This window comes from Pseudomonas mohnii (assembly GCF_900105115.1).
GTDB classification, from domain to species: Bacteria; Pseudomonadota; Gammaproteobacteria; order Pseudomonadales; family Pseudomonadaceae; genus Aquipseudomonas; species Aquipseudomonas mohnii.
Window position 1 is genome coordinate 5,939,000 of the sequence record NZ_FNRV01000001.1, and the last position, 19,078, is coordinate 5,958,077.

At 63.2% G+C, this 19,078-nt stretch carries 15 protein-coding genes; 6 read left to right on the top strand and 9 right to left on the bottom strand.

The annotated features are described in order from the left end of the window. The 3 genes from BLV61_RS27775 to BLV61_RS27785 are packed head-to-tail and all read left to right on the top strand — an operon-like array spanning position 1 to position 3,938. Positions 1-1,521 (top strand): 3-hydroxyacyl-CoA dehydrogenase, encoded by a 1,521-nt coding sequence (locus BLV61_RS27775; RefSeq protein WP_090468775.1) that lies wholly within the window; start codon positions 1-3, stop codon positions 1,519-1,521. Next, the gene (locus BLV61_RS27780; protein WP_090468777.1) at positions 1,518-2,720 is read left to right on the top strand and encodes a 3-oxoadipyl-CoA thiolase; all 1,203 of its coding nucleotides are present in this window, start codon (positions 1,518-1,520) and stop codon (positions 2,718-2,720) included. Before BLV61_RS27775 ends, BLV61_RS27780 begins: the two co-directional genes overlap by 4 nt. Before the next feature lie 36 nt (positions 2,721-2,756). Continuing rightward, complete coding sequence (locus tag BLV61_RS27785) at positions 2,757-3,938, top strand: acyl-CoA dehydrogenase (RefSeq protein ID WP_090468779.1); 1,182 nt, start codon at positions 2,757-2,759, stop codon at positions 3,936-3,938. Positions 3,939-4,124: 186 nt separating this feature from the next. On the opposite strand, the gene BLV61_RS27790 is transcribed toward BLV61_RS27785, so the two are convergent. The 4 genes from BLV61_RS27790 to BLV61_RS27805 are packed head-to-tail and all read right to left on the bottom strand — an operon-like array spanning position 4,125 to position 8,810. After that, positions 4,125-5,831: an FAD-dependent oxidoreductase gene (locus tag BLV61_RS27790; RefSeq protein ID WP_090468781.1), complete on the bottom strand. Its 1,707-nt coding sequence runs from the start codon at positions 5,829-5,831 to the stop codon at positions 4,125-4,127. Positions 5,832-5,890: 59 nt separating this feature from the next. Then, positions 5,891-6,211, bottom strand: coding sequence for an NIPSNAP family protein (locus BLV61_RS27795; protein ID WP_090468783.1), 321 nt, complete (start codon positions 6,209-6,211; stop codon positions 5,891-5,893). Continuing rightward, positions 6,180-7,958 (bottom strand): FAD-dependent oxidoreductase, encoded by a 1,779-nt coding sequence (locus tag BLV61_RS27800; RefSeq protein ID WP_090468785.1) that lies wholly within the window; start codon positions 7,956-7,958, stop codon positions 6,180-6,182. The genes BLV61_RS27795 and BLV61_RS27800 overlap by 32 nt, the downstream gene beginning before the upstream one ends. Positions 7,959-7,991: 33 nt before the next feature. Beyond that, complete coding sequence (locus BLV61_RS27805; RefSeq protein ID WP_047528125.1) at positions 7,992-8,810, bottom strand: shikimate dehydrogenase family protein; 819 nt, start codon at positions 8,808-8,810, stop codon at positions 7,992-7,994. A 146-nt stretch (positions 8,811-8,956) separates the two neighbouring features. On the opposite strand from BLV61_RS27805, the gene BLV61_RS27810 reads away from it, so the two are divergent. Continuing rightward, positions 8,957-9,730 carry an IclR family transcriptional regulator domain-containing protein gene (locus tag BLV61_RS27810; RefSeq protein ID WP_090468787.1) on the top strand — a complete coding sequence of 258 codons (774 nt, stop codon included), beginning with the start codon at positions 8,957-8,959 and terminating at the stop codon, positions 9,728-9,730. Positions 9,731-9,810: 80 nt separating this feature from the next. Here the strand turns inward: BLV61_RS27810 and BLV61_RS27815 are convergent, their stop codons facing one another. Beyond that, a complete protein-coding gene (locus BLV61_RS27815) occupies positions 9,811-11,751 on the bottom strand; it encodes a DNA topoisomerase III (RefSeq protein WP_090470006.1) in 1,941 nt (646 codons plus the stop codon). A gap of 259 nt (positions 11,752-12,010) precedes the next feature. On the opposite strand from BLV61_RS27815, the gene BLV61_RS27820 reads away from it, so the two are divergent. Continuing rightward, entirely contained in the window at positions 12,011-12,379 is a 369-nt protein-coding gene (locus BLV61_RS27820) for a DUF427 domain-containing protein (RefSeq protein WP_090468789.1), read from the top strand. Between the two features lie 114 nt (positions 12,380-12,493). Here the strand turns inward: BLV61_RS27820 and BLV61_RS27825 are convergent, their stop codons facing one another. Further along, positions 12,494-14,116, bottom strand: a complete 1,623-nt coding sequence (locus tag BLV61_RS27825) for an MFS transporter (protein ID WP_090468791.1) — start codon at positions 14,114-14,116, stop codon at positions 12,494-12,496. Between the two features lie 226 nt (positions 14,117-14,342). After that, on the bottom strand, positions 14,343-15,989 hold the full coding sequence (locus tag BLV61_RS27830; RefSeq protein WP_090468793.1) for a GMC family oxidoreductase: 1,647 nt from the start codon (positions 15,987-15,989) through the stop codon (positions 14,343-14,345). Positions 15,990-16,107: 118 nt separating this feature from the next. Here BLV61_RS27830 and BLV61_RS27835 point away from each other — a divergent pair, with 118 nt between their 5' ends. Next, positions 16,108-17,004, top strand: coding sequence for a LysR family transcriptional regulator (locus tag BLV61_RS27835; protein ID WP_090468795.1), 897 nt, complete (start codon positions 16,108-16,110; stop codon positions 17,002-17,004). Positions 17,005-17,024: 20 nt separating this feature from the next. Here BLV61_RS27835 and BLV61_RS27840 read toward each other — a convergent pair whose 3' ends face one another. Together BLV61_RS27840 and BLV61_RS27845 are read right to left on the bottom strand one after the other, a co-directional pair. Then, complete coding sequence (locus tag BLV61_RS27840) at positions 17,025-18,410, bottom strand: ATP-binding protein (protein ID WP_090468797.1); 1,386 nt, start codon at positions 18,408-18,410, stop codon at positions 17,025-17,027. After that, positions 18,407-19,069 (bottom strand): response regulator, encoded by a 663-nt coding sequence (locus BLV61_RS27845; RefSeq protein WP_047528136.1) that lies wholly within the window; start codon positions 19,067-19,069, stop codon positions 18,407-18,409. Before BLV61_RS27845 ends, BLV61_RS27840 begins: the two co-directional genes overlap by 4 nt. Positions 19,070-19,078: the final 9 nt, after the last annotated feature.

Sequence of the window (19,078 nt, forward strand, 5' to 3'; positions counted from 1 at the left end):
GTGAATACGTTCAAACAGATCGGTGTGATCGGCAGCGGCGCGATGGGCCGGGGGATCGCCCACTTGTTCGCCACCGCTGGTGTTCCGGTGTTGCTGTATGACAGTCGCAGTGAAGCGACGCAGGAGGCGCTGCAAGCCAATCGGGCGTTGCTTGAGCGTGCCGCCGCCAAGGGCAAGTTGAGCCGTGAAGCACTGGCCGGCGCACTGGCTTGCATGGGGGCGGCCACTCACCTTGAAGCCCTTGCCGATTGCGATTTATTGATCGAGGCGATCGTTGAAAACCTTGAGGCCAAGCAGGGGTTGTTCCGTGCGCTGGAACAAGTGGTCAGGGCCGACGCGGTGCTGGCGACCAACACCTCATCCTTGTCGGTGAGCCTGATTGCCAGTGCCTGCCGGCATCCCGAGCGAGTGGCCGGGTTTCACTTTTTCAACCCGGTGCCACTGATGAAAATCGTCGAAGTGGTGCGTGGTGAACTGACCGACCCGCAGGTGGTTCAGCGCCTGGCGGCGTTGGCCGGGCACGCCGGTCACTTTGCCGCGACGACCCCCGACTCTCCGGGCTTCCTGGTCAATCATGCCGGGCGGGCCTTCGGTCCGGAGGCCTTGCGTATCCTGGGCGAGGGGATCGCCACCCCGGCGCAGATCGATCGCATCCTCAAGGACAGCCTCGGCTTTCGCATGGGGCCGTTCGAGCTGTTTGACCTGGTTGGCCTCGACATTTCCCATGCGGTGATGGAGTCGATACACGCGCAGTTTTATCAGGACCCGCGCTACACCCCGTCGGCACTGGTGCCACCTCGCCTGGCCAGCGGCCTGCTGGGGCGCAAGACAGGCCAGGGCTTCTATCGCTATCAGGACGGTAGCGTGGTCGAGGAAGCGCCGCAGGCGCCGCCGCAGGTGGCCATCACCCAGCCATTCTGGCTGGACTGCGACGACTCGGTCATGCGCGAGCGGATAGCCGCGGTGCTGTCCGTTGCCGGCGTTGTGCTGGAGCAGGGCGATCAACCCAGTGCGAGCGCCATCTGCCTGGTGACGCCGCTGGGGGAGGATGCCAGCAGCGTGATCGCCCGCAAGCGACTGCCGTCGCGACGCAGCCTGGCACTGGAAACCTTCGTCGGTTTCGACGCGCGTCGCGTACTGATGCGTCAACCGGCGCTCGACGCGCTGGTTCTGGCTCAGGCGTGCCAGGCCCTGGGCGCCGATGGCGTGCCGGTGGAAGTCATCAATGACTCGCCAGGCTTTATCGCCCAGCGTGTGCTCGCCGGGATCGTCAACCTGGGTTGCGAGATTGCCCAGCGTCGCATCGCCGAGCCGGCCACCCTGGACCGTGCGGTGCAGTTGGCCCTCGGTTACCCCCATGGTCCGTTGGCTTTTGGTGACCGATACGGGGCGTTGCAGATCTGGCAGATCCTGCACCAACTGCATGAGCTGTATCAGGAGCCGCGCTATCGGGCCAGCCCCTGGCTGCGCCGCCGGGTCCAGCTCGGCCTGCCCCTGACCACCCCCGAGGACCCAGCATGACGGCTTATATCTACGATGGCCTGCGTTCACCCTTCGGTCGCCACGGTGGCGCGTTGGCCGGTGTGCGTCCCGATGACCTGCTGGCCTCTGTCGTGCGCGCGCTGGTGGCGCGTAACCCGTTTGAGGTGCGCGACTATGAAGACTTGATCGCCGGCTGCAGCAGCCAGGCCGGTGAGGACGGGCGCAACCTGGCGCGCCATGTTGCGCTGCTGTCCGGCTTGCCGACGGCCGTTGGCGGTTTGACCGTCAATCGTCTCTGCGGCTCTGGCCTGGCGGCTGTACTGGATGCTGCCCGCGCCGTGCGCTGCGGCGAAGGCGAGCTGTTTATTGCGGGCGGCGTGGAGAGCATGAGCCGGGCGCCGTTCGTGGTGGCCAAGGCGCCAAGCGCCTGGTCCCGTGACTTTCAAGTGTACGACAGCACCCTCGGCCCGCGTTTTCCCAACCCGAAGGTAGAGTCCGGGTTCGGTGCCGATTCGATGCCGCAGACAGCGGACAACGTCGCTCATGAACTGGGCATTACTCGCGAACAAGTCGACCGCTATGCCGCACGCAGCCAGGCGCTGTTCGACGCGGCGGTGCGGGAGGGTTTCCAGGCCGGTGAAATCCTGCCGATCGAAGTGCCGTCAGGGCGCAAGCAGCCGCCGAAGATCGTCGACCGTGACGAGCATCCGCGTCCACAAAGCAACTTCGAGGCGCTGTCGGGCCTGCAACCACTGTTTGACGACGGCGTTGTCACCGCAGGCAACGCCTCGGGCATCAATGATGGCGCGGCCGCGCTACTGATTGGCTCGCGGGCCATGGGTGAGAAGGCGGGTCTGAGGCCTCGTGCGCGCATTTTGGCCGGAGCCGTGGCGGGGGTCGAACCACGATTGATGGGCCTTGGCCCGGTGCCGGCCTGCACCAAGGCCTTGCAGCGTGCAGGTTTGAGCCTGGCCGACATGGACCTGATCGAAATCAATGAAGCGTTTGCCGCGCAAGTGCTCGGCTGTGCCCGGCAACTTGACATCGCCTTCGATGATTCGCGCCTCAATCCCAACGGCGGTGCCATTGCCATTGGTCATCCGCTCGGTGCTTCCGGCGCACGCCTGGCCTATAGCGCGGTGCGACAACTGGAGCGCAGCAGCGGGCGCTACGCCCTGGTCAGTCTGTGCATTGGCCTGGGCCAGGGCATTGCGTGCGTGATCGAACGCCTCGACTGACAAAACACCACCCTCAAGAACCCGGAGAAATCACCCATGGCGAACAAGGCAAGTTTCAACTGGATCGACCCGCTGCTGCTGGACCAGCAACTCACCGAAGAAGAGCGCATGGTGCGCGACAGTGCCCGGCAGTTCGCCGCCGATAAGCTGGCACCACGGGTGCTGGAGGCTTTTCGTCATGAGCAGACCGACCCGGCCATCTTTCGCGAGATGGGCGAAACAGGCCTGCTCGGTGCCACTCTTCCGCAAGCCTACGGCGGCAGCGGCCTGAACGCTGTGTGCTATGGCCTGATCGCTCGGGAAGTCGAGCGCGTGGACTCTGGCTACCGTTCAATGATGAGCGTGCAGTCCTCGCTGGTCATGGTGCCGATCAATGAGTTCGGTAACGAAGCCACCAAACAGAAGTACCTGCCGAAGCTGGCCAGCGGTCATTACATCGGTTGCTTCGGCCTGACCGAACCGAACCACGGCTCCGATCCGGGCTCGATGATTACCCGGGCAAGAAAAGTCGAAGGCGGCTACCGCCTCACCGGGAACAAGATGTGGATCACCAACAGCCCGATCGCCGATGTCTTCGTGGTCTGGGCCAAAGACGATGAAGGGCAGATTCGCGGCTTCGTCCTGGAGAAAGGCTGGCAGGGCCTGAGCGCGCCGGTGATCCATGGCAAGGTCGGGCTGCGTGCATCGATTACCGGCGAAATCGTCATGGATAACGTGTTCTGCCCTGAAGAGAACGCTTTCCCTGAAGTGCGCGGTCTGCGCGGCCCGTTCACCTGCCTGAACTCGGCACGCTACGGGATCGCCTGGGGCGCGCTCGGTGCGGCTGAAGATTGTTGGCACACTGCGCGCCAGTACGTGCTGGATCGCATCCAGTTTGGCCGCCCGTTGGCTGCCAACCAGTTGATCCAGAAGAAGCTGGCGGACATGCAGACCGAAATAACCCTGGCCTTGCAAGGTTGCCTGCGCCTGGGGCGGATGAAGGACGAAGGCACGGCCGCGGTTGAAATCACTTCGATCATGAAGCGCAACAGCTGCGGCAAGTCGCTGGAGATCGCGCGCCTGGCGCGGGATATGTTGGGCGGTAACGGCATCAGTGACGAATTTGGCGTGGCCCGTCATCTGGTCAATCTGGAGGTGGTCAATACCTACGAAGGCACCCACGATGTGCATGCGCTGATCCTCGGTCGTGCGCAGACCGGTATTCAGGCGTTTTTCTGATGGTTGCCTGAAAAGCATCCCTTGGGTTTGTTTGCCGGGCGTTTGCCCGGCCAGTCTGAAGCGGTACAGCCTTGGGTGATCTCTCAGGGGCAATGGGCGACAGAAAGGGCATGATGTTGTCTTTGTTTCGGAGTGTGCCCGGCTTGTAGACGCGTCGGATATCCGCCTCGACAAGCCGGAGGTGCCTTATGCCTGCGCTGGCAGACCGGCCAGTGTTTTTCCTGCGATGTACCCAAACGTCATGCCTGGTCCCAGGGTGATGCCGCCGCTTGGGTAGTACCCGTTCATGATGCTGTTCATGTCATTGCCCACGGCAAACAGCCCTGGGATCGGCGTGCCGTGTTCATCGAGGGCGCGGGCGCAGGCGTCGGTGTTCAGGCCGGCGAAGGTGCCGAGGCTGCCGGGGACCAGTTTCACGGCATAGAAAGGCCCTTCGCGCAGGCTGCCCAAGGACGGGTTCGGCTCGTGCAGCGCTTCCCCCTGCGCTTTGTTGTACAGCGACTCTCCACGCTGAAACAGCGGGTCTCGACCTTGCTCCGCACCCTGGTTGAAGGCATTGACGGTGGCTTCGAGTTGTTGCGCGTCGATACCGCATTGGCGTGCCAGTTCACTCAAGGTCCGGGCTTTGAACAGGTAGCCGCCGCGTACATGGGGCGCTGTCGGAAACGGAAAGGGTTTCGACCAGCCCAGCCCATAGCGGCGCTGGGCGCGGTGATCGCAGATCAGCCAGGACACCGGAGCTTCTTGCGCACCTGAGGCTTTGAACAACGCGCACATATAGTCGTGGTAGGAGTCGGCCTCGTTGACGAAGCGCCGACCATCCTGACGCACGGCGATGAAACCGGGTTTGGCCCGTTCCATCAGGTGGGGAAAACCACTGAAACCACCGTCCTCCCGTGGCACCCGGGATACCGGTGCCCACGCAGCGGCATGGGGCAATCCGGTTGCAACGCATCCACCCACGCTTTCGCCCAGGCGCAGCCCGTCACCGGTATTACCCTTGGGCGCCGCGCTCAAATGTTCGGTGCCATTGGGCGCGTGTTTGAACAACTGCGCGATGCGCCGCTGATCGTGGGGGAAGCCACCACAAGCCAGCACCACACCTCGCCGGGCGCGAACATCGATCCGTTGCCCTGCGGATTCAACACGCGCGCCCACTACCCGGTCGCCCTCGCGTAGCAGCGTGCGCACGGGGGTTTCAGTGAACAGGCGCACCTGGCGGTCCACTGCGCTTTTGAGCAGGCGGGCGACCAGGGCATTGCCATTGACCAGGTGCATGCCTCGACCATGCCGCAGCAGGTCGCGGGTATGACGCAACACCCGCCTGGCGCTGTAAAGCAGCGAAGACGGCGAGCGCCGGGCATTGAGGAAATGATTGAGGTCGGTGCCGCCGGCGATGCCCATTCCATACAGGCTGATGAGGTCGAGCGGGCGTCGCAGCTTGTTGATCCAGGGCCCGAGTCGACGACCGTCGAAGGGTTGTGCGCAGACCGAGCGCCCCCCTTTGGCGTGGCCTTCGCTGGCGTGAAAGTCCGGCATCTTGCTGCCGGAGAAAAACTGCACCTCGGTATGGCGCTGAAAAAATTCGACCATCTTCGGCCCTTGTTCGAGGAACATCTCTACACGCGCGTCGAGCGCTTCGTTGTGCAGTTCCCGACGCAGATAAATGCGTGCTTGTTCAGGGTCTTCGACGATGCCGTCGGCGATGGCCAGCGGATTGCGCGGGATCCACAGCCAGCCGCCGGACCAGGCGCTGGTGCCGCCCAGTTGCGGCTCTTTTTCCACCACGATGACATCCAGACCGAGTTCAGCGGCGGTCACCGCCGTCGCCAGGCCGGAGGCGCCGGAGCCAATGACCAGAACGTCACAAAGCAGGGGATTGCTGATGTGCATGGGGATTACCGCGAGAAAGGATGAGGGCCGCTTCGAACATCGAAGCGGCGCGACCGGGTTTACTTGAGGGGGGAGAAGTCTGTCGGGCGCAGCAGTCGTGATTCCAGGGTCACCACGGCGTCCAGTTCCTTGTTCTGTCGTGCGAACTCTTGCCAGCGCGGATCGGCCGCCATGGCGTTGCGGCGGGCCATGCGATCGTCAAGGCTGGTGTAGCCCCAGATGTGCACCACTTGATTGGCTTCGCCGATTTCAGTGGTGAAGAAACCGATCAGGTTGCCCAGGTGCTCTTGCTGGACGGCCAGTGCGGCGCTTTTGTACAGGGACAGCCAGTCGCCGAGCCTGGTCGGTTTAATCGTGTAGGTGCGCAGTTCGTAATACATGCTGTTCTCCAGTGCGGGATGGTTGTGTGGGGTGTTGATCGAGCCGGCCGGCGATGTCGCTGGCGGCGAGGTAACCGAAGGTGATGCCGGGGCCCAGGGTGATGCCGGGACCGGGGTAGGTGCCGTCCATGATCGAATTCATTTCGTTGCCGGCGGCGTACAAGCCGGGAATCGGTGCGCCGCTGCGATCCAGCACCCTGGCCTTGCCGTTGGTGACCAGCCCGCGGGCCGAGCCAAGGTCGCCGGTCAACAAACGGACGGCGTAGAACGGCGCCTTGTGCAACGGCTTGAGGCACGGATTGGGCTGGTGCAGCGGGTCCCCCATGTACCGGTTGTAGGCCGTGCTGCCCTTGCCGAACTGGCGGTCGACGCCTTGTTCGGCATCGGCGTTGTATTGCGCCAGGGTCTGCACCAGGGCGGGCGCATCAATGCCGGCGATCCGGGCCAGTTCGGCAAGGCTGTCGGCGCGCAGCAGGTAACCGGCGTCAATCAGTGCGCTGTTGTCGACCGGCCGTGGACGGGCCAGTCCCATGCCGTAGTTGTTCATGGCGTCGCTGTCGCAGATCAGCCAGCAGGGTGCATTGGCGCCGCCGTTGGCGAACATGCCCTCGACGAAACAGTGGTAGGAGTCGGACTCATTGACGAAACGGCGCCCGGCGCGGTTGACCGCAATCACACCCGGCTTGGCGCGGTCGGTGACCAGGTGCGGAAAGCGTTCGACGCTGCCATCGGCCTTGTGCAGCACCGAGACCGGCGCCCAGAAGAAGTTCGCCGAGAGGTGGTCGCCGATGGCCGCGTTGACCGACTCGGCCAGGCGATGTCCGTCACCGACGTTGGCCGGCGGTGACATGGTCCAGTGCTCCGAGTCGGTGGCCGGCCGCTGCCCGGCGGCTTGGTCGCCAGCGGCAAAACCACCCGTGGCCAACACGACGCCGCCGCGCGCCCACACCACACGGGTCGCGTCGCGCCAGGCAATTCGCACGCCTTTGACCGTTCCCTGTTCAACGATCAACGACTCCGCCGACGCTTGCAGCCAGAGGTCGACGCCATTGGCGAAGGCGGTGCTGGCCAGGCGCGCGATCAAGGCATTGCCCACGGTCAGGCGGGTGCCGCGTGGATGGCTGAGCCGGTCGACGGCGTAGCGCCCCATCAGTTTGAGGCAATGCCAGAGGGATTTTGCCGAGCGCTTGAAACTGAGGAAGTGTTGGATATCGACACGATTGACCATCATGCCGCCGAACAGCAGCATGCCGTCCGGTGGCCGTTTCAGGTGCTTGAAATGCTCGCCCAGCCGACGCCCATCGTATTCGTCGATTTCCAGCGCTCGGCCGGTTTGTGTGCCGCCGGGCAGGTTGGGGTAATAGTCGGGCGACAGCGGCCGCAGGCTGTAACTCAGTTCGCTGTGGGTTTCCAGGTAGTGCAGGGCTTCGCGACCCTGTTCGATAAAGGCGTCGATCAGCTCCGGGTTGTAGCCGGCGCCGATGACCTCCTTGAGGTAACGGCGCATCTGCTCGGCGGGCAGGTGATGCCCGGCGGCCCGGGCCTGATCGGTATCGTGCAGCCAGACCGCGCCACCGGAAATCGCCGACGTACCGCCAAAGGCCTCGGTCTTTTCCACCAGCAAGACCTTGAGGCCTCGGCAGCTGGCCGTCACGGCGGCGGCGAAGCCGGCCGCGCCGCTGCCCAGGACAATCACGTCATAGGTCAGGTCGGCGTTGTCAGAGGGCAGGGAAGTCGTCGTGTTCATTGTCTAGTGCCTGTTGAGGACGTGGCTGGAGGTTCAGATGTCCAGCGGCGTCACGCCCATGAAATGACCGAGGTTGCCCAGTTGCGCCAGGGCCATTTCCGGCCCGGTCTGAATCGCGCAGCCCATGCGTCGGGCGCAGGCGAGAAAGGGCGTGACCTGCGGCGAAGTCACGACATCGGCCACCAGGGCGGTGGCGCTCAAGGTTTCCATCAGCGCATTCGGCAACGGCATCGGGCCGTCATCGGTAGCCGCGCCCATGCCAACCGGTGAAGCGTTCACCACCAGATCAAAGTGCTTCAGGGTGAGCGGATTGGCGCTGACCACAATCTCCGGGAAGGCGCTGCGCAAAAGCTCGCCCAGCACTTCGACGCGCTCCTGGCTCAGGTCGCTGATGACCAGGTGGCTGACGCCGGCCTGGCACAACGAATAGGCAATCGCGCTGCCGACGCCGCCCGTGCCGATCACCAGCGCCTGCTTGTCCTTGGGATTGAACGCGTGTTTGCGCGCGGCATTGAGAAAGCCTTCGCCGTCGACGATATCGCCCACCAGCCGCCCGTCGGCCTCGCGGCGGATGACATTGACCGAGCGCAGGGCCGCCGAACGTTCGCTGAGGCTGTCCAGGCGGCTGGCCAACAGTTGTTTGTAAGGGACGGTCACCACGCAACCGCGCATGTTTTGCCAGCCGCGCAGGGTCTGGATGAAGTTCTGCAAGGCGGTCGGTGCGAGGTCGATGGCCAGCATCGCAACGTTTTGCTGGTGGTCGGCGAACCAGCGATTGAAGTTTTCCGGCGATTTCACCTGGGCGATCGGTGAGCCGACGATGGCGACCAATTCAGTCGAACCCTGAATCATGAGATGTACCCGCTTATTGGCTGTGTTGTGGGGCCGATACTGCAAGCGGGCCACAAGACGAACAATCACAGCCTGGGACGAATACGTTGATAATCGCAATGAGAGTGCGATAATCGCAGTTTTTGCGTGATAAAGAGGCCGAATCGATGAAACAACCCACCATCCATTCGCGGGATTTGATCGTCGGCCTGCAAAAAGGCCTGGCGCTGTTGCAGCTGTTTTCCCAGGAGCATCCGCGCTTGAGCGTGCCGGAAGTGGCGCGCATGGCCGACATGACCCAGAGCGCCGCCCGGCGTTTTCTGCTGACGCTGGTGCATGATGACTTTGCGCAAACCGACGGCCGCTATTACTGGCTGACCGCCAAGACCTTGCGCATCGGCCAGGCCTATGTCGATTCAGCGGTATTGCCGCGCATGCTGCGGCCCATCGTCGAGCAGGTGGCGCGAACCACTCAGGAGCACGTGTCGGTAGGCGTGCGTGACGGCGATGACATTGTGCATGTGGTGCGCAGCCGCTACAGCCACATCACTTCGATGTCGATTCGCCCGGGTTCGAGGGTACCGATGTATTGCACCTGCAGCGGTCGGCTGTGGCTGGCGAGCCTTGCCGAAGAGGCACTTGCCGCCTATTTCGCGCGCAATCGGCCACGGGCCATCACGCCTTACACCCTGACCGACGAAGCGCAGATCCGCAGCGAAATAGCCTTGGCCGCGGAGCGGGGTTACGTACTGGTGGATCAGGAATATGAAGTGGGCATGCGGGTTTTGAGCGTGCCGCTGATCGATCGGGAAGGGCGGTTGCAGGCGACGCTCACACTCACCACGCACGCGTCGCGCATGACCATCGAGGACATGCGCGAGCGTTATCTGTCGGCGCTCTACGAAGGGCAGGCACTGCTGCGGCCGATCATGACACTCTGAGCGTGCGCCGCTTGCTCAAGTGAACACCCTTACAACGGCGGGGCCCCGGTGTTCGTCAAACCCCATGAAAAACGGCGCTGTCACGCCGGTTTTGCTGTCCGCTTGCTGCCCGCCGTTGCTTTATGCTTGGCCGGCTTGCGCTTGTTTTTCCACGGTGTCGCGCCACGTCCGGCGGGGCTGGCCGGGCCGCTGATGGTCAGGCTCAGGCCGGCACAACGGCTGACCTGCTTGCTCATCCAGGCGGCTTGTTTGGTGACGAATTCTTCAAGGCTCATTTCGCCGCTTTGCACCATGTCCAGCGCCTGTTCCCAGATGGCCGTGGTGCCCGGATCGGCAATCGCCCGCGGGACTGCGTCGATCAGGCTGAAAGCGGCGGGGGTGGCGGCCAGCGCCTTGCCGTTCTTGACCAGGTACCCACGGTCGAGCAGGCCCTGGATGATCGAGGCGCGGGTCGCTTCGGTGCCGATGCCGGTGGTGTCCTTGAGTTTTTGCTTGAGCAGCGGATCTTCCACCAGTTTGGCCACGTTCTTCATCGCCTTGATCAGATCGCCTTCGGTGAACGGTTTGGGTGGTTGCGTCCACAGGTCCTTGAGCTGCACGTTGGCCACTGCGCAATCAATGCCTTCCTTGAGGTTGGGCAGTGTTTGCGGCGCCGGTGCTTCACGGCCCTTGGCCGGGGCAAGGGCTTCGGGCAACGCACGTTTCCAGCCGGGCTCGACGATCTGCTTGCCAACGGCACGCAAGGCTTCACCGGCGCAGTCGAAGTCGGCCTGGGTCCGGTCGTATTCGTGATTGGGCAGGAATTGTGCAAGGTAGCGTGCGCGGATCAGGGTGTAGACCGCGCGTTGTTTGCCCGCCAGTTTTTCGAGGTTCTTCGCGGCAGCGGTGGGGATGATGCCGTGGTGCGCGCTGACCTTGGCATCGTTCCAGGCCCGTGAGCGCCGCTGGGGCTCAAGGTGGTCGTGCAAGGCGTTCAGCGCGGGGTCGGCCTGACGCAGCGCCGCCAGGATACCCGGCGCTTCGCTGTGCTGACTGAGGGGCAAATAGCCGCAGTCACTGCGCGGGTAGGTGATGACTTTATGGGTTTCATAGAGCGCCTGGGCGATGTCGAGGGTTTCCTGGGCGCCAAGCCCGAGCTTCTTCGAACAGACTTCCTGCAAGGTGCCCAGGTCGAACGGCAGCGGCGCCACCTCGCGCATGCGTTCGGTGCGCAGCTTGATCACCCGGGCGCTCGCTGCACCTGTCATCGCAGCTGCCGCTTGTTGGGCCAGCGCCTGATTCAGGCAGCGATCCTGATCGTCGCAAACCTCGGAGGCGGCCCGCCATTGCGCGGTGAACGCGGTGCCGTCGTGCAGCAGCTGGACATCGATGGCCCAGTAGGCGACCGGTACGAAGTTGGCGATGCTGCGGTCGCGATCCACCACCAGGCGCAAGGTCGGCGTTTGTACCCGACCGACCGGCAACACGCCCTGATAGCCGGACTGGCGGCCGAGCAGGGTGAACAGCCGGCTCATGTTCATGCCGATCAGCCAGTCGGCCCGGGAACGCCCCAGCGCCGAATGGTAAAGGCTGAAGGTTTCCGCCCCCGGCTTGAGCGTGGCGAGGGCCTTGCGGATCGAGGCGTCGTCCAGCGCCGACAGCCATAAGCGGCGGATCGGCCCGCGATAACGGCAATGCTCCACCAGTTCCCGGGCGATCATCTCGCCTTCACGGTCGGCGTCGGTGGCGATGATCAGTTCGTCGGCTTCGCCGAGCAGGCGTTTGACGGCCTTGTACTGACTGGCCGTGCGCGGTTTGACGGTCATTTTCCATTTGTCCGGAATGATCGGCAGGTCCGCCAGCACCCAACGCTTGTAGCGCGCGTCGTAGGCGTCCGGCGGCGCGGTTTCCAGCAGATGGCCGATGCACCAGGTCACCGTGACGTCCGTTCCCAGCCAGCAGCCATCGCCACGGCGCCTGGCACCGAGCACAGCCGCAATGTCTTTGGCCTGGGAAGGTTTTTCACAGAGGTACAGCCGCATAACCACCATCGTCGATCAGTGCCCGGAGAGGTGCACAGAATGGCGGGAGATGGACGCGGGGGCAATCTTTATCTGTATGGATGTACAGTTTGTGCGTTGCAATGGTTTGCCTGATCCGTTCGGCTGCAAGGCGGCCGTGAGTGCGGAATTTGGGTTATACCTGATAAATCGTGGTCTCAGGTTATGGGGCTGCCGGGCAGCCCGTCGCGGGCAAGCCACGCTTCCACAGGGTCAATCATCGTCATGAGGAACGAACGCCATGAAAAGCACCGGTCCCAGTCCTGTCATCACCATCGCCGAGCAACCCGGCTGTCTGCTGGTGAAGTTCCACGGTATCCAGGTGGCCGCGTCCTCGCGCGCGCTGGTGTTGCTGGAGGCCAATTATCCGCCGGTGTATTACGTGCCGCGGGAGGACATCGACGAGCAGTATTACGCCCGCACCGATCACACCAGCTATTGCCCTTACAAGGGCGATGCCAGCTATTTCAGTTTGCAGGTGCCGGGGCATGAAGGGGCTAATGCGGTATGGAGTTACGAAAATCCCAAGGTGTCGGTGGAGCAGATTCGCGGGTATGTGGCGTTCTATCCGGACCAGGTGACATTCGAGGTGGTCGAGCTCGACGAGTGATGTTCGCAATACCGGTAGGAGCGAGCCTGCTCGCGATGATATGTCAGTCAACACGATGACAACTGATACACCATCGCGAGCAGGCTCGCTCCTACCGTTAGTTAAGGTCTTCCCTTAATTTTTGTGCAGGTCGACGTTGCGGGTCTCGCGCAAACAGATCAACCCCACCACCAGGCTGACGCCGGTGATCACCACCGGGTACCAGAGCCCGTAGAAAATGTCCCCGGTGTACACCACCAACGCGAACGACACCGTCGGCAGGAAGCCGCCGAACCAGCCGTTGCCGATGTGGTAGGGCAGGGACATCGAGGTGTAGCGGATGCGCGTCGGGAACAGTTCGACCATCAGCGCCGCCAGCGGCCCGTAGCACATTGCGGAAATGATGATTAGCGCCACGATCAGCGCGACGATCATCGGTTTGTTGATCTGCTGCAGGTCGGCTTGCTGCGGATACCCGGCGAGGGTAACGGCGCCGCGCAATGCCGCTTCGTCAAACCCGTCGATCTTCACGTCGCCAACGCTGACCTGCACAGTGCTGCCGGCCGGCGCCACGGCGCTGGTATAGGGCAAGCCCTGTTTGACCAGGAAGGTTTTGACCTTGTCGCACGGGCTGTCGAATTTCGCCTTGCCCACCGGGTCGAACTGAAAGGTGCAGGTGGCCGGGTCGGCCAGCACGGTGATCGGTGCCTGACGGCTGGCCAGGTCGATGGCGGGGTTGGCGTAGTGGGCCAGGGTCTTGAAGATCGGGAAGTACAGCGCGGTGGCCAGCAGCAGGCCGATCATCAGCACCGGTTTGCGCCCGACCTTGTCCGACAGCCAGCCGAAGAAGATGAAGAACGGCGCACCCAGGGTCACGCTGACAATCAGCAGGCCGTTGGCGACGGCAGGGTCCATTTTCAAGAACTGGGTGAGGAAGAACAGCACATAGAACTGCGCGGCGTAGAAGGTCACGGCTTGCCCGGCGTTGATGCTGAACAGGGCGACGAGCACGACCTTGAGGTTTTCCCATTTGCCGAAGGAGTCGCGGATCGGCGACTTGCAGAGCTTGCCTTCCTCTTTCATTTTCACGAAGGCCGGCGACTCGTGCAGGCTCAGGCGAATCCAGGTCGAGATGCCGAGCAGGATGATCGAGAACAGGAACGGGATGCGCCAGCCCCAGACTTCGAACTGATCGCCCGTGAAGTAACGGCAACCGAGCACCACCAGCAGCGACAACAGCAGGCCAAGGGTGGCGGTGGACTGAATCCAGCTGGTGTGGAAGCCGCGTTTGCCGATGGGCGCGTGCTCTGCGACGTAGGTCGCGGCGCCGCCGTACTCGCCGCCCAGGGCCAGGCCCTGAAGCATGCGCAGCACCACGAGGATGATCGGCGCGGCGATGCCGATGCTCGCGTAGTTCGGTAGCAGCCCGACGCAGAAGGTCGCCAGGCCCATGAGGACGATGGTGGCGAGGAAGGTGTACTTGCGTCCGATCATGTCCCCCAACCGACCGAACACCAGGGCGCCGAACGGCCTCACGATGAAGCCGGCGGCGAAGGCCATCAGGGCGAAGATGAACGCCGTGGTGTCGTTGACCCCGGCGAAGAACTGCTTGCTGATTACCGCCGCGAGGGCGCCATAGAGGAAAAAGTCATACCACTCGAAGACTGTCCCGAGCGAGGAGGCGAAGATGACTTTCTGGGTGTCCTGGCTGGTACGCGCGCTGCGTAAGCTTTCCAGGGGCTGAACGTGTTCTGACATATCGGTATCCCTCACAGTGATTGTTTTTGTTGTTCCACTGTCGACGCCGGCTTTGTGGGCGGGCGCCGCTACTTCGATGTATCGGATGTACGCGTTTCCGTAGGAGCGAGCCTGCTCCGGGCGGCGTTCCGACGATGAACTTGAGAGCGCACATGGGTGTCAGGTTGTCAGCGTTATCGTTGACGACCATCGCGAGCAGGCTCGCTCCTACAGTGTTCGTGTGGGTTCACGGGTGTGTGACCCGTTCCTTTGTCTCGGTGATGCTCCTTGTGTTGGGGTTGAGGATCAGTTGTGCCGCTTTCTCGGCGATCATCAGCGTGGGCGAACAGGTATTGCCCGAGGTGATGCGCGGCATGATCGAGGCGTCGGCGATGCGCAGGCCTGGAATCCCGTGCACGCGCAGCTCGGCATCGACCACCGCGTGCGTGTCATTGCCCATGCGGCAAGTACCGACCGGGTGGAAAATCGTGGTGCCGATCCGGGCGGCGGCTTCGTGCAGCTCTTCTTCGCTTTGCAAGCGGTCGCCGGGCAGATATTCCACCGGTTTGAACGCCCTCAAGGCCGGTGCGGCAACGATGCGCCGGGTCAGGCGGATGGCGTCGGCGGCAACGCGCAGATCTTCCGGATGGCTCAGGTAGTTGGGTTGAATCAGCGGCGCGTCCTGCGGGTTGGCGGAGCGGATTTCCACCCGGCCGCGACTCTGCGGGCGCAGGTCGCAGACCGATGCGGTGAAGGCGGGGAAGGCGTGCAGCGGTTCACCGAAGCGCTCAAGCGACAGCGGTTGCACGTGATATTCCAGGTTCGCCGAGGTCTGCTCCGGCCCCGAACGAGCGAACGCGCCGAGCTGACTGGGCGCCATCGACAGCGGGCCGCTGCGGTCATACAGATAGCGCAGGCCCATGCCCATCTTGCCCCACAGGCTGCCGGCGATCTGGTTCAGGGTGCGGGCATTTTGCAGTTTGTAGATCAGGCGCAATTGCAGGTGATCCTGCAGGTTGCCGCCGACGCCGGCCAGTTCGTGCGCGACGCCGATGCCCAGCCGTTGCAGGAGTGGGCGAGGGCCGATCCCGGAACGCTGCAGGATGCTCGGCGAGCCGACCGAACCGGCGCTCAGGACGATTTCCTTGCGAGCCTTGAAGGTCCTGGCCTGGCCTTGCCAGCGAGCGACGACCGCTGCAGCGCGGCCATTGTCCAACAGCACGCGGTCGACTTCGACGCCGGTCAGCACGGTCAGGTTGGGGCGATGGCGGATGGGCTTGAGAAACGCCTTGGCCGCATTCCAGCGGACCCCGGCCTTTTGATTGACCTGAAAGTAGCCGCAGCCTTCGTTGTCGCCCTGGTTGAAGTCATCGATGCTGGCGATGCCGCTTTGCTCGGCGGCGCTGCGGAAGGCATCGAGAATCGGCCACGACAGGCGCTGGCGTTCGACCCGCCACTCGCCGGCGCCACTGTGAAACGCCGAGTCGCCGGCAAAGTGGCTTTCGCTTTTCTTGAACAGCGGCAGGACGTCTTGCCAGCGCCAGCCCGGATTGCCCTCGGCAGCCCAGCTGTCGTAGTCGCCCGCCTGGCCGCGCATGTAGATCATGCCGTTGATCGAGGAGCAGCCACCGAGCACTTTGCCGCGTGGATAACTCAGGGCGCGGCCCTGCAAGCCGGGTTGGGCTTCGGTCTTGAAGCACCAGTCGGTGCGCGGGTTGCCGATACAGAACAGGTAACCCACCGGGATGTGAATCCACGCATAGTTATCGCGGCCGCCGGCTTCGAGCAGCAGTACGCGGTGTTGCGGGTTGGCCGACAGCCGATTGGCCAGCAAACAACCGGCGGGCCCGGCACCGACCACGATGTAGTCGTACTCATCAAGGGAAGTCTGCATCCCTGACCTCATGTTGTTGTTCTTGTTGATCCATCCTAGTTGTTAGCTTTCGTCAAAAGAATGTTAGTTTTTACGCAGCTGCTGTGCGTTTTTAAACACCTGTAAACAAGGACGATTCATGTTCGACTGGAATGACCTGCGGTTTTTTCTCGAATTACAGCGCAGCGGACGTTTGTTGACCGCAGCCCGACGCTTGAACACGACCCACGCCACCGTGGCACGGCACATCGAGGCCATCGAAAAAAGCCTCGGCACCGCGCTGTTCGTTCAGCATGCCCAGGGTTACGAGCTGACACCGGCCGGCGAGGCGCTGCTCAAGCACGCCGAAGCCATGGAGAACGTCGCGCTGCTGGCCCAGGAGGAAATCACCCAATCCACGGCGCCCTTGGGTAAGATCCGGGTCGGGGTCACGGAAGGACTGGGCATCATGTTCCTGGCCAGCCGCATGAATGGCCTGTTCGATCGCTATCCGGGGCTGGAGGTGGAACTGGTGGCGGTGCCCCGTTTCGTCAGCATCCTCAACCGCGAGGCGGAAATCAGCATTCACCTGGAACGACCGGCCGCCGACATGCTGGTGACCCGCAAACTCACCGACTATCGCCTGGCGCTTTACGCCAGCCAGGAGTACCTCAACCGTTCGCCGGCGCTGCGTAGCCGCGAAGACCTGGGCCGGCATGCGTGGATTGGTTACGTCGACGATTTGCTGTTCAGCCAGGAACTGATGTTCCTCAACAGCTTCTGCCGCAACCCGCGGGTGGTGTTCCACAGCACCAGCGTCATCGCCCAGCAACAGGCCGCGCGCGCGGGCCTGGGGATCGCGGTGCTGCCGTGTTACATGGCCAGCGCCGATCCCGGACTGGTGCCGTTGCTGCCGGAGGAGAGCATCCAGCGCAGCTACTGGATCAGCACCCGCCGCGAGCTGCACAAATCCGTGCGGCTGCGCGTGTTGTGGGACTACGTGGTGCAATTGTGTGAACGGGAACAGGGCTTGTTGCTCGGCCCCAACCCCCTTTAGGGACGGCTCCCAAGGGGGCGCTAGGCAGTACTGATCGGCCGGGCATCCGGAATCGTCAGGGTTGCCTGCAACCCGCCTTCAGGTCGGTTGACCAGGGTGATGCGTCCACCCAGTCGATGGGCAATGGTGTTGACGATTGTCAGCCCCAGTCCCGCGCCTTGGGCGTTACCACGACTGTAGAAGCGTTCGAACACACGTGCGCGATCCGCTTCGTCGATACCCGGTCCCTGATCCAGAACACTCAGCGCGTAGAAACCATCGGCCTGACTCAACTGCACGGTAATGACGCCATGCTCGGGGGAGAAGTTCGCGGCATTGGTGATCAGGTTGTTCAGCGCGATGTCGATGGCGGCAGCGTCGGCGAAGACCTGGCAGGGGCGGTCACTGGCGTCGAAGGCCAGCTCCAGGTGTCTGCTCAGCAACCAGGGGGTGAGCTGGACCAGGCTGTCACGGACGGTTTCGGTCAGGTCGATAGCGTGCAGTGCCGGCTTCTGGTTTTTTGGCTCAAGGCGGGCCATGGTCAACAGCTGGTTGACCAGGCGGCTGGTACGATCGACGCCGGCGATCAGGAACGCCAGGGATTCGCGCCGCTGTTCTTCGGTGCCGGCCTCCATCAGGTTCTGCGCGTGCACCCGCAACACCGCCAGGGGCGTGCGCATTTCATGGGCGGCATCGGCAATGAAGCGCCGCTCTCGGCCGAGCACTTCCTGAATCTGCGCCAGCATGCGGTTGAGTGCCGCCTGCATCGGTTCGAGTTCGCTCGGCAGGGGCGTCAGGTGCAAAGGCTCGAGCGAGCCACTGTGGCGTGCCCGCAGGGTCTCTGCCATGTCGGCCAAGGGCTTGAGGCCCCAGCCAATGGCCATCCAGACCATCGCAGCGAGCACCAGGCTCCCCAATATGTTCGGCCACAGGGTGTGACGCACGATGCGATCCACCAGATCCGCGCGTACGTCGTCGCGCTCACCGACCCAGATCCGCAGCTCATTCTGTTTGTCTTCGAGCAGGAAGGCGCGCCAGTGGCGGTTGTTCAGGTCCACCACGTCGCTGAAGCCCGGCGTGGCGGGCGGGGCGGTGAATGAGGGGGCGCTGGCGGTGTGCACCAACACCTCGCCCTTGCGGTTCCAGACCTGGAAGGCGATTTTGGTTTCATAGGGATGGCCATCGACCTTTGGCTCCGCTTCGCTCAGGGCCTGGTTGAACGCCTGATACAGCTCGGCGTGTTGCTTGCTGGCCAGCGGCATGCGCATTACGCCCTGCAGCATCCGGGCGTTCTGGGCCAGTTGAGCGTCATAGACCTCGGCGATTTCATGGTTGCTGTCATGCAGGTTGAGCACGCTGATCACGGCGAGACCGGTGAGCATCAGGCCAATGATCAGCGTCAGGGTGCGACGCCGGATCGAAGTCATCGACGCTCCTCCACCAAATAACCGACCCCACGAATGGTGCGGATCAGATCGGTGGAGAATTTCTTGCGCAGGTGATGGATGTGCACTTCCAGGGTGTTGCTTTCGGCTTCTTCGTTCCAGCCGTACAGCAATTGCATCAGATGATCGCGGGTGATCACCCGGCCGGGTGGCGAGAGCAGTTCGTGCAGCAGTTGATATTCCTTGGGCGTCAGGGCTACCGGCTCGCCGTTATAGCTGACTTGCTGGGTGCCGGGGTTCAGGCTGATGCCGGCGTGTTCGATCAGCATCTGCGCGCGGCCGGCGCTACGCCGCAACAAGGCCCGAAGGCGGGCCTTGAGCTCGGCCAGGTCGAAGGGTTTGATCAGGTAATCGTCGGCCCCGGCATCCAGCCCGGCGATGCGGTCCTCGGTGGCATCGCGGGCGGTGAGGATCAGCACCGGCAGGTTGGAGCCGCTGTCCCGCAGCCGTCGCAGCACGTCGAGGCCGTCCATGCGCGGCAGGCCAAGGTCGAGGACCGCCAGATCGAAGGATTCACTGAGCAACGCATGCAAGGCGCTGTTGCCGTCCTGCAACCAATCGACCGTGTAGCCCTCACGGCTCAGGGCCTGATGGATGCCTTCGCCCAGAGCCACGTCATCTTCAACCAGTAGTAAGCGCACACGGACTCC

Excerpts from the sequence above, each read along its gene's own strand:
- BLV61_RS27780 (WP_090468777.1), top strand. The coding sequence starts at position 1,518 with ATGACGGCTTATATCTACGATGGCCTGCGTTCACCCTTCGGTCGCCAC.
- BLV61_RS27785 (WP_090468779.1), top strand. The coding sequence starts at position 2,757 with ATGGCGAACAAGGCAAGTTTCAACTGGATCGACCCGCTGCTGCTGGAC.
- BLV61_RS27790 (WP_090468781.1), bottom strand. The coding sequence starts at position 5,831 with ATGCACATCAGCAATCCCCTGCTTTGTGACGTTCTGGTCATTGGCTCC.
- BLV61_RS27795 (WP_090468783.1), bottom strand. The coding sequence starts at position 6,211 with ATGTATTACGAACTGCGCACCTACACGATTAAACCGACCAGGCTCGGC.
- BLV61_RS27800 (WP_090468785.1), bottom strand. The coding sequence starts at position 7,958 with ATGAACACGACGACTTCCCTGCCCTCTGACAACGCCGACCTGACCTAT.
- BLV61_RS27805 (WP_047528125.1), bottom strand. The coding sequence starts at position 8,810 with ATGATTCAGGGTTCGACTGAATTGGTCGCCATCGTCGGCTCACCGATC.
- BLV61_RS27810 (WP_090468787.1), top strand. The coding sequence starts at position 8,957 with ATGAAACAACCCACCATCCATTCGCGGGATTTGATCGTCGGCCTGCAA.
- BLV61_RS27815 (WP_090470006.1), bottom strand. The coding sequence starts at position 11,751 with ATGCGGCTGTACCTCTGTGAAAAACCTTCCCAGGCCAAAGACATTGCG.
- BLV61_RS27820 (WP_090468789.1), top strand. The coding sequence starts at position 12,011 with ATGAAAAGCACCGGTCCCAGTCCTGTCATCACCATCGCCGAGCAACCC.
- BLV61_RS27825 (WP_090468791.1), bottom strand. The coding sequence starts at position 14,116 with ATGTCAGAACACGTTCAGCCCCTGGAAAGCTTACGCAGCGCGCGTACC.
- BLV61_RS27830 (WP_090468793.1), bottom strand. The coding sequence starts at position 15,989 with ATGCAGACTTCCCTTGATGAGTACGACTACATCGTGGTCGGTGCCGGG.
- BLV61_RS27835 (WP_090468795.1), top strand. The coding sequence starts at position 16,108 with ATGTTCGACTGGAATGACCTGCGGTTTTTTCTCGAATTACAGCGCAGC.
- BLV61_RS27840 (WP_090468797.1), bottom strand. The coding sequence starts at position 18,410 with ATGACTTCGATCCGGCGTCGCACCCTGACGCTGATCATTGGCCTGATG.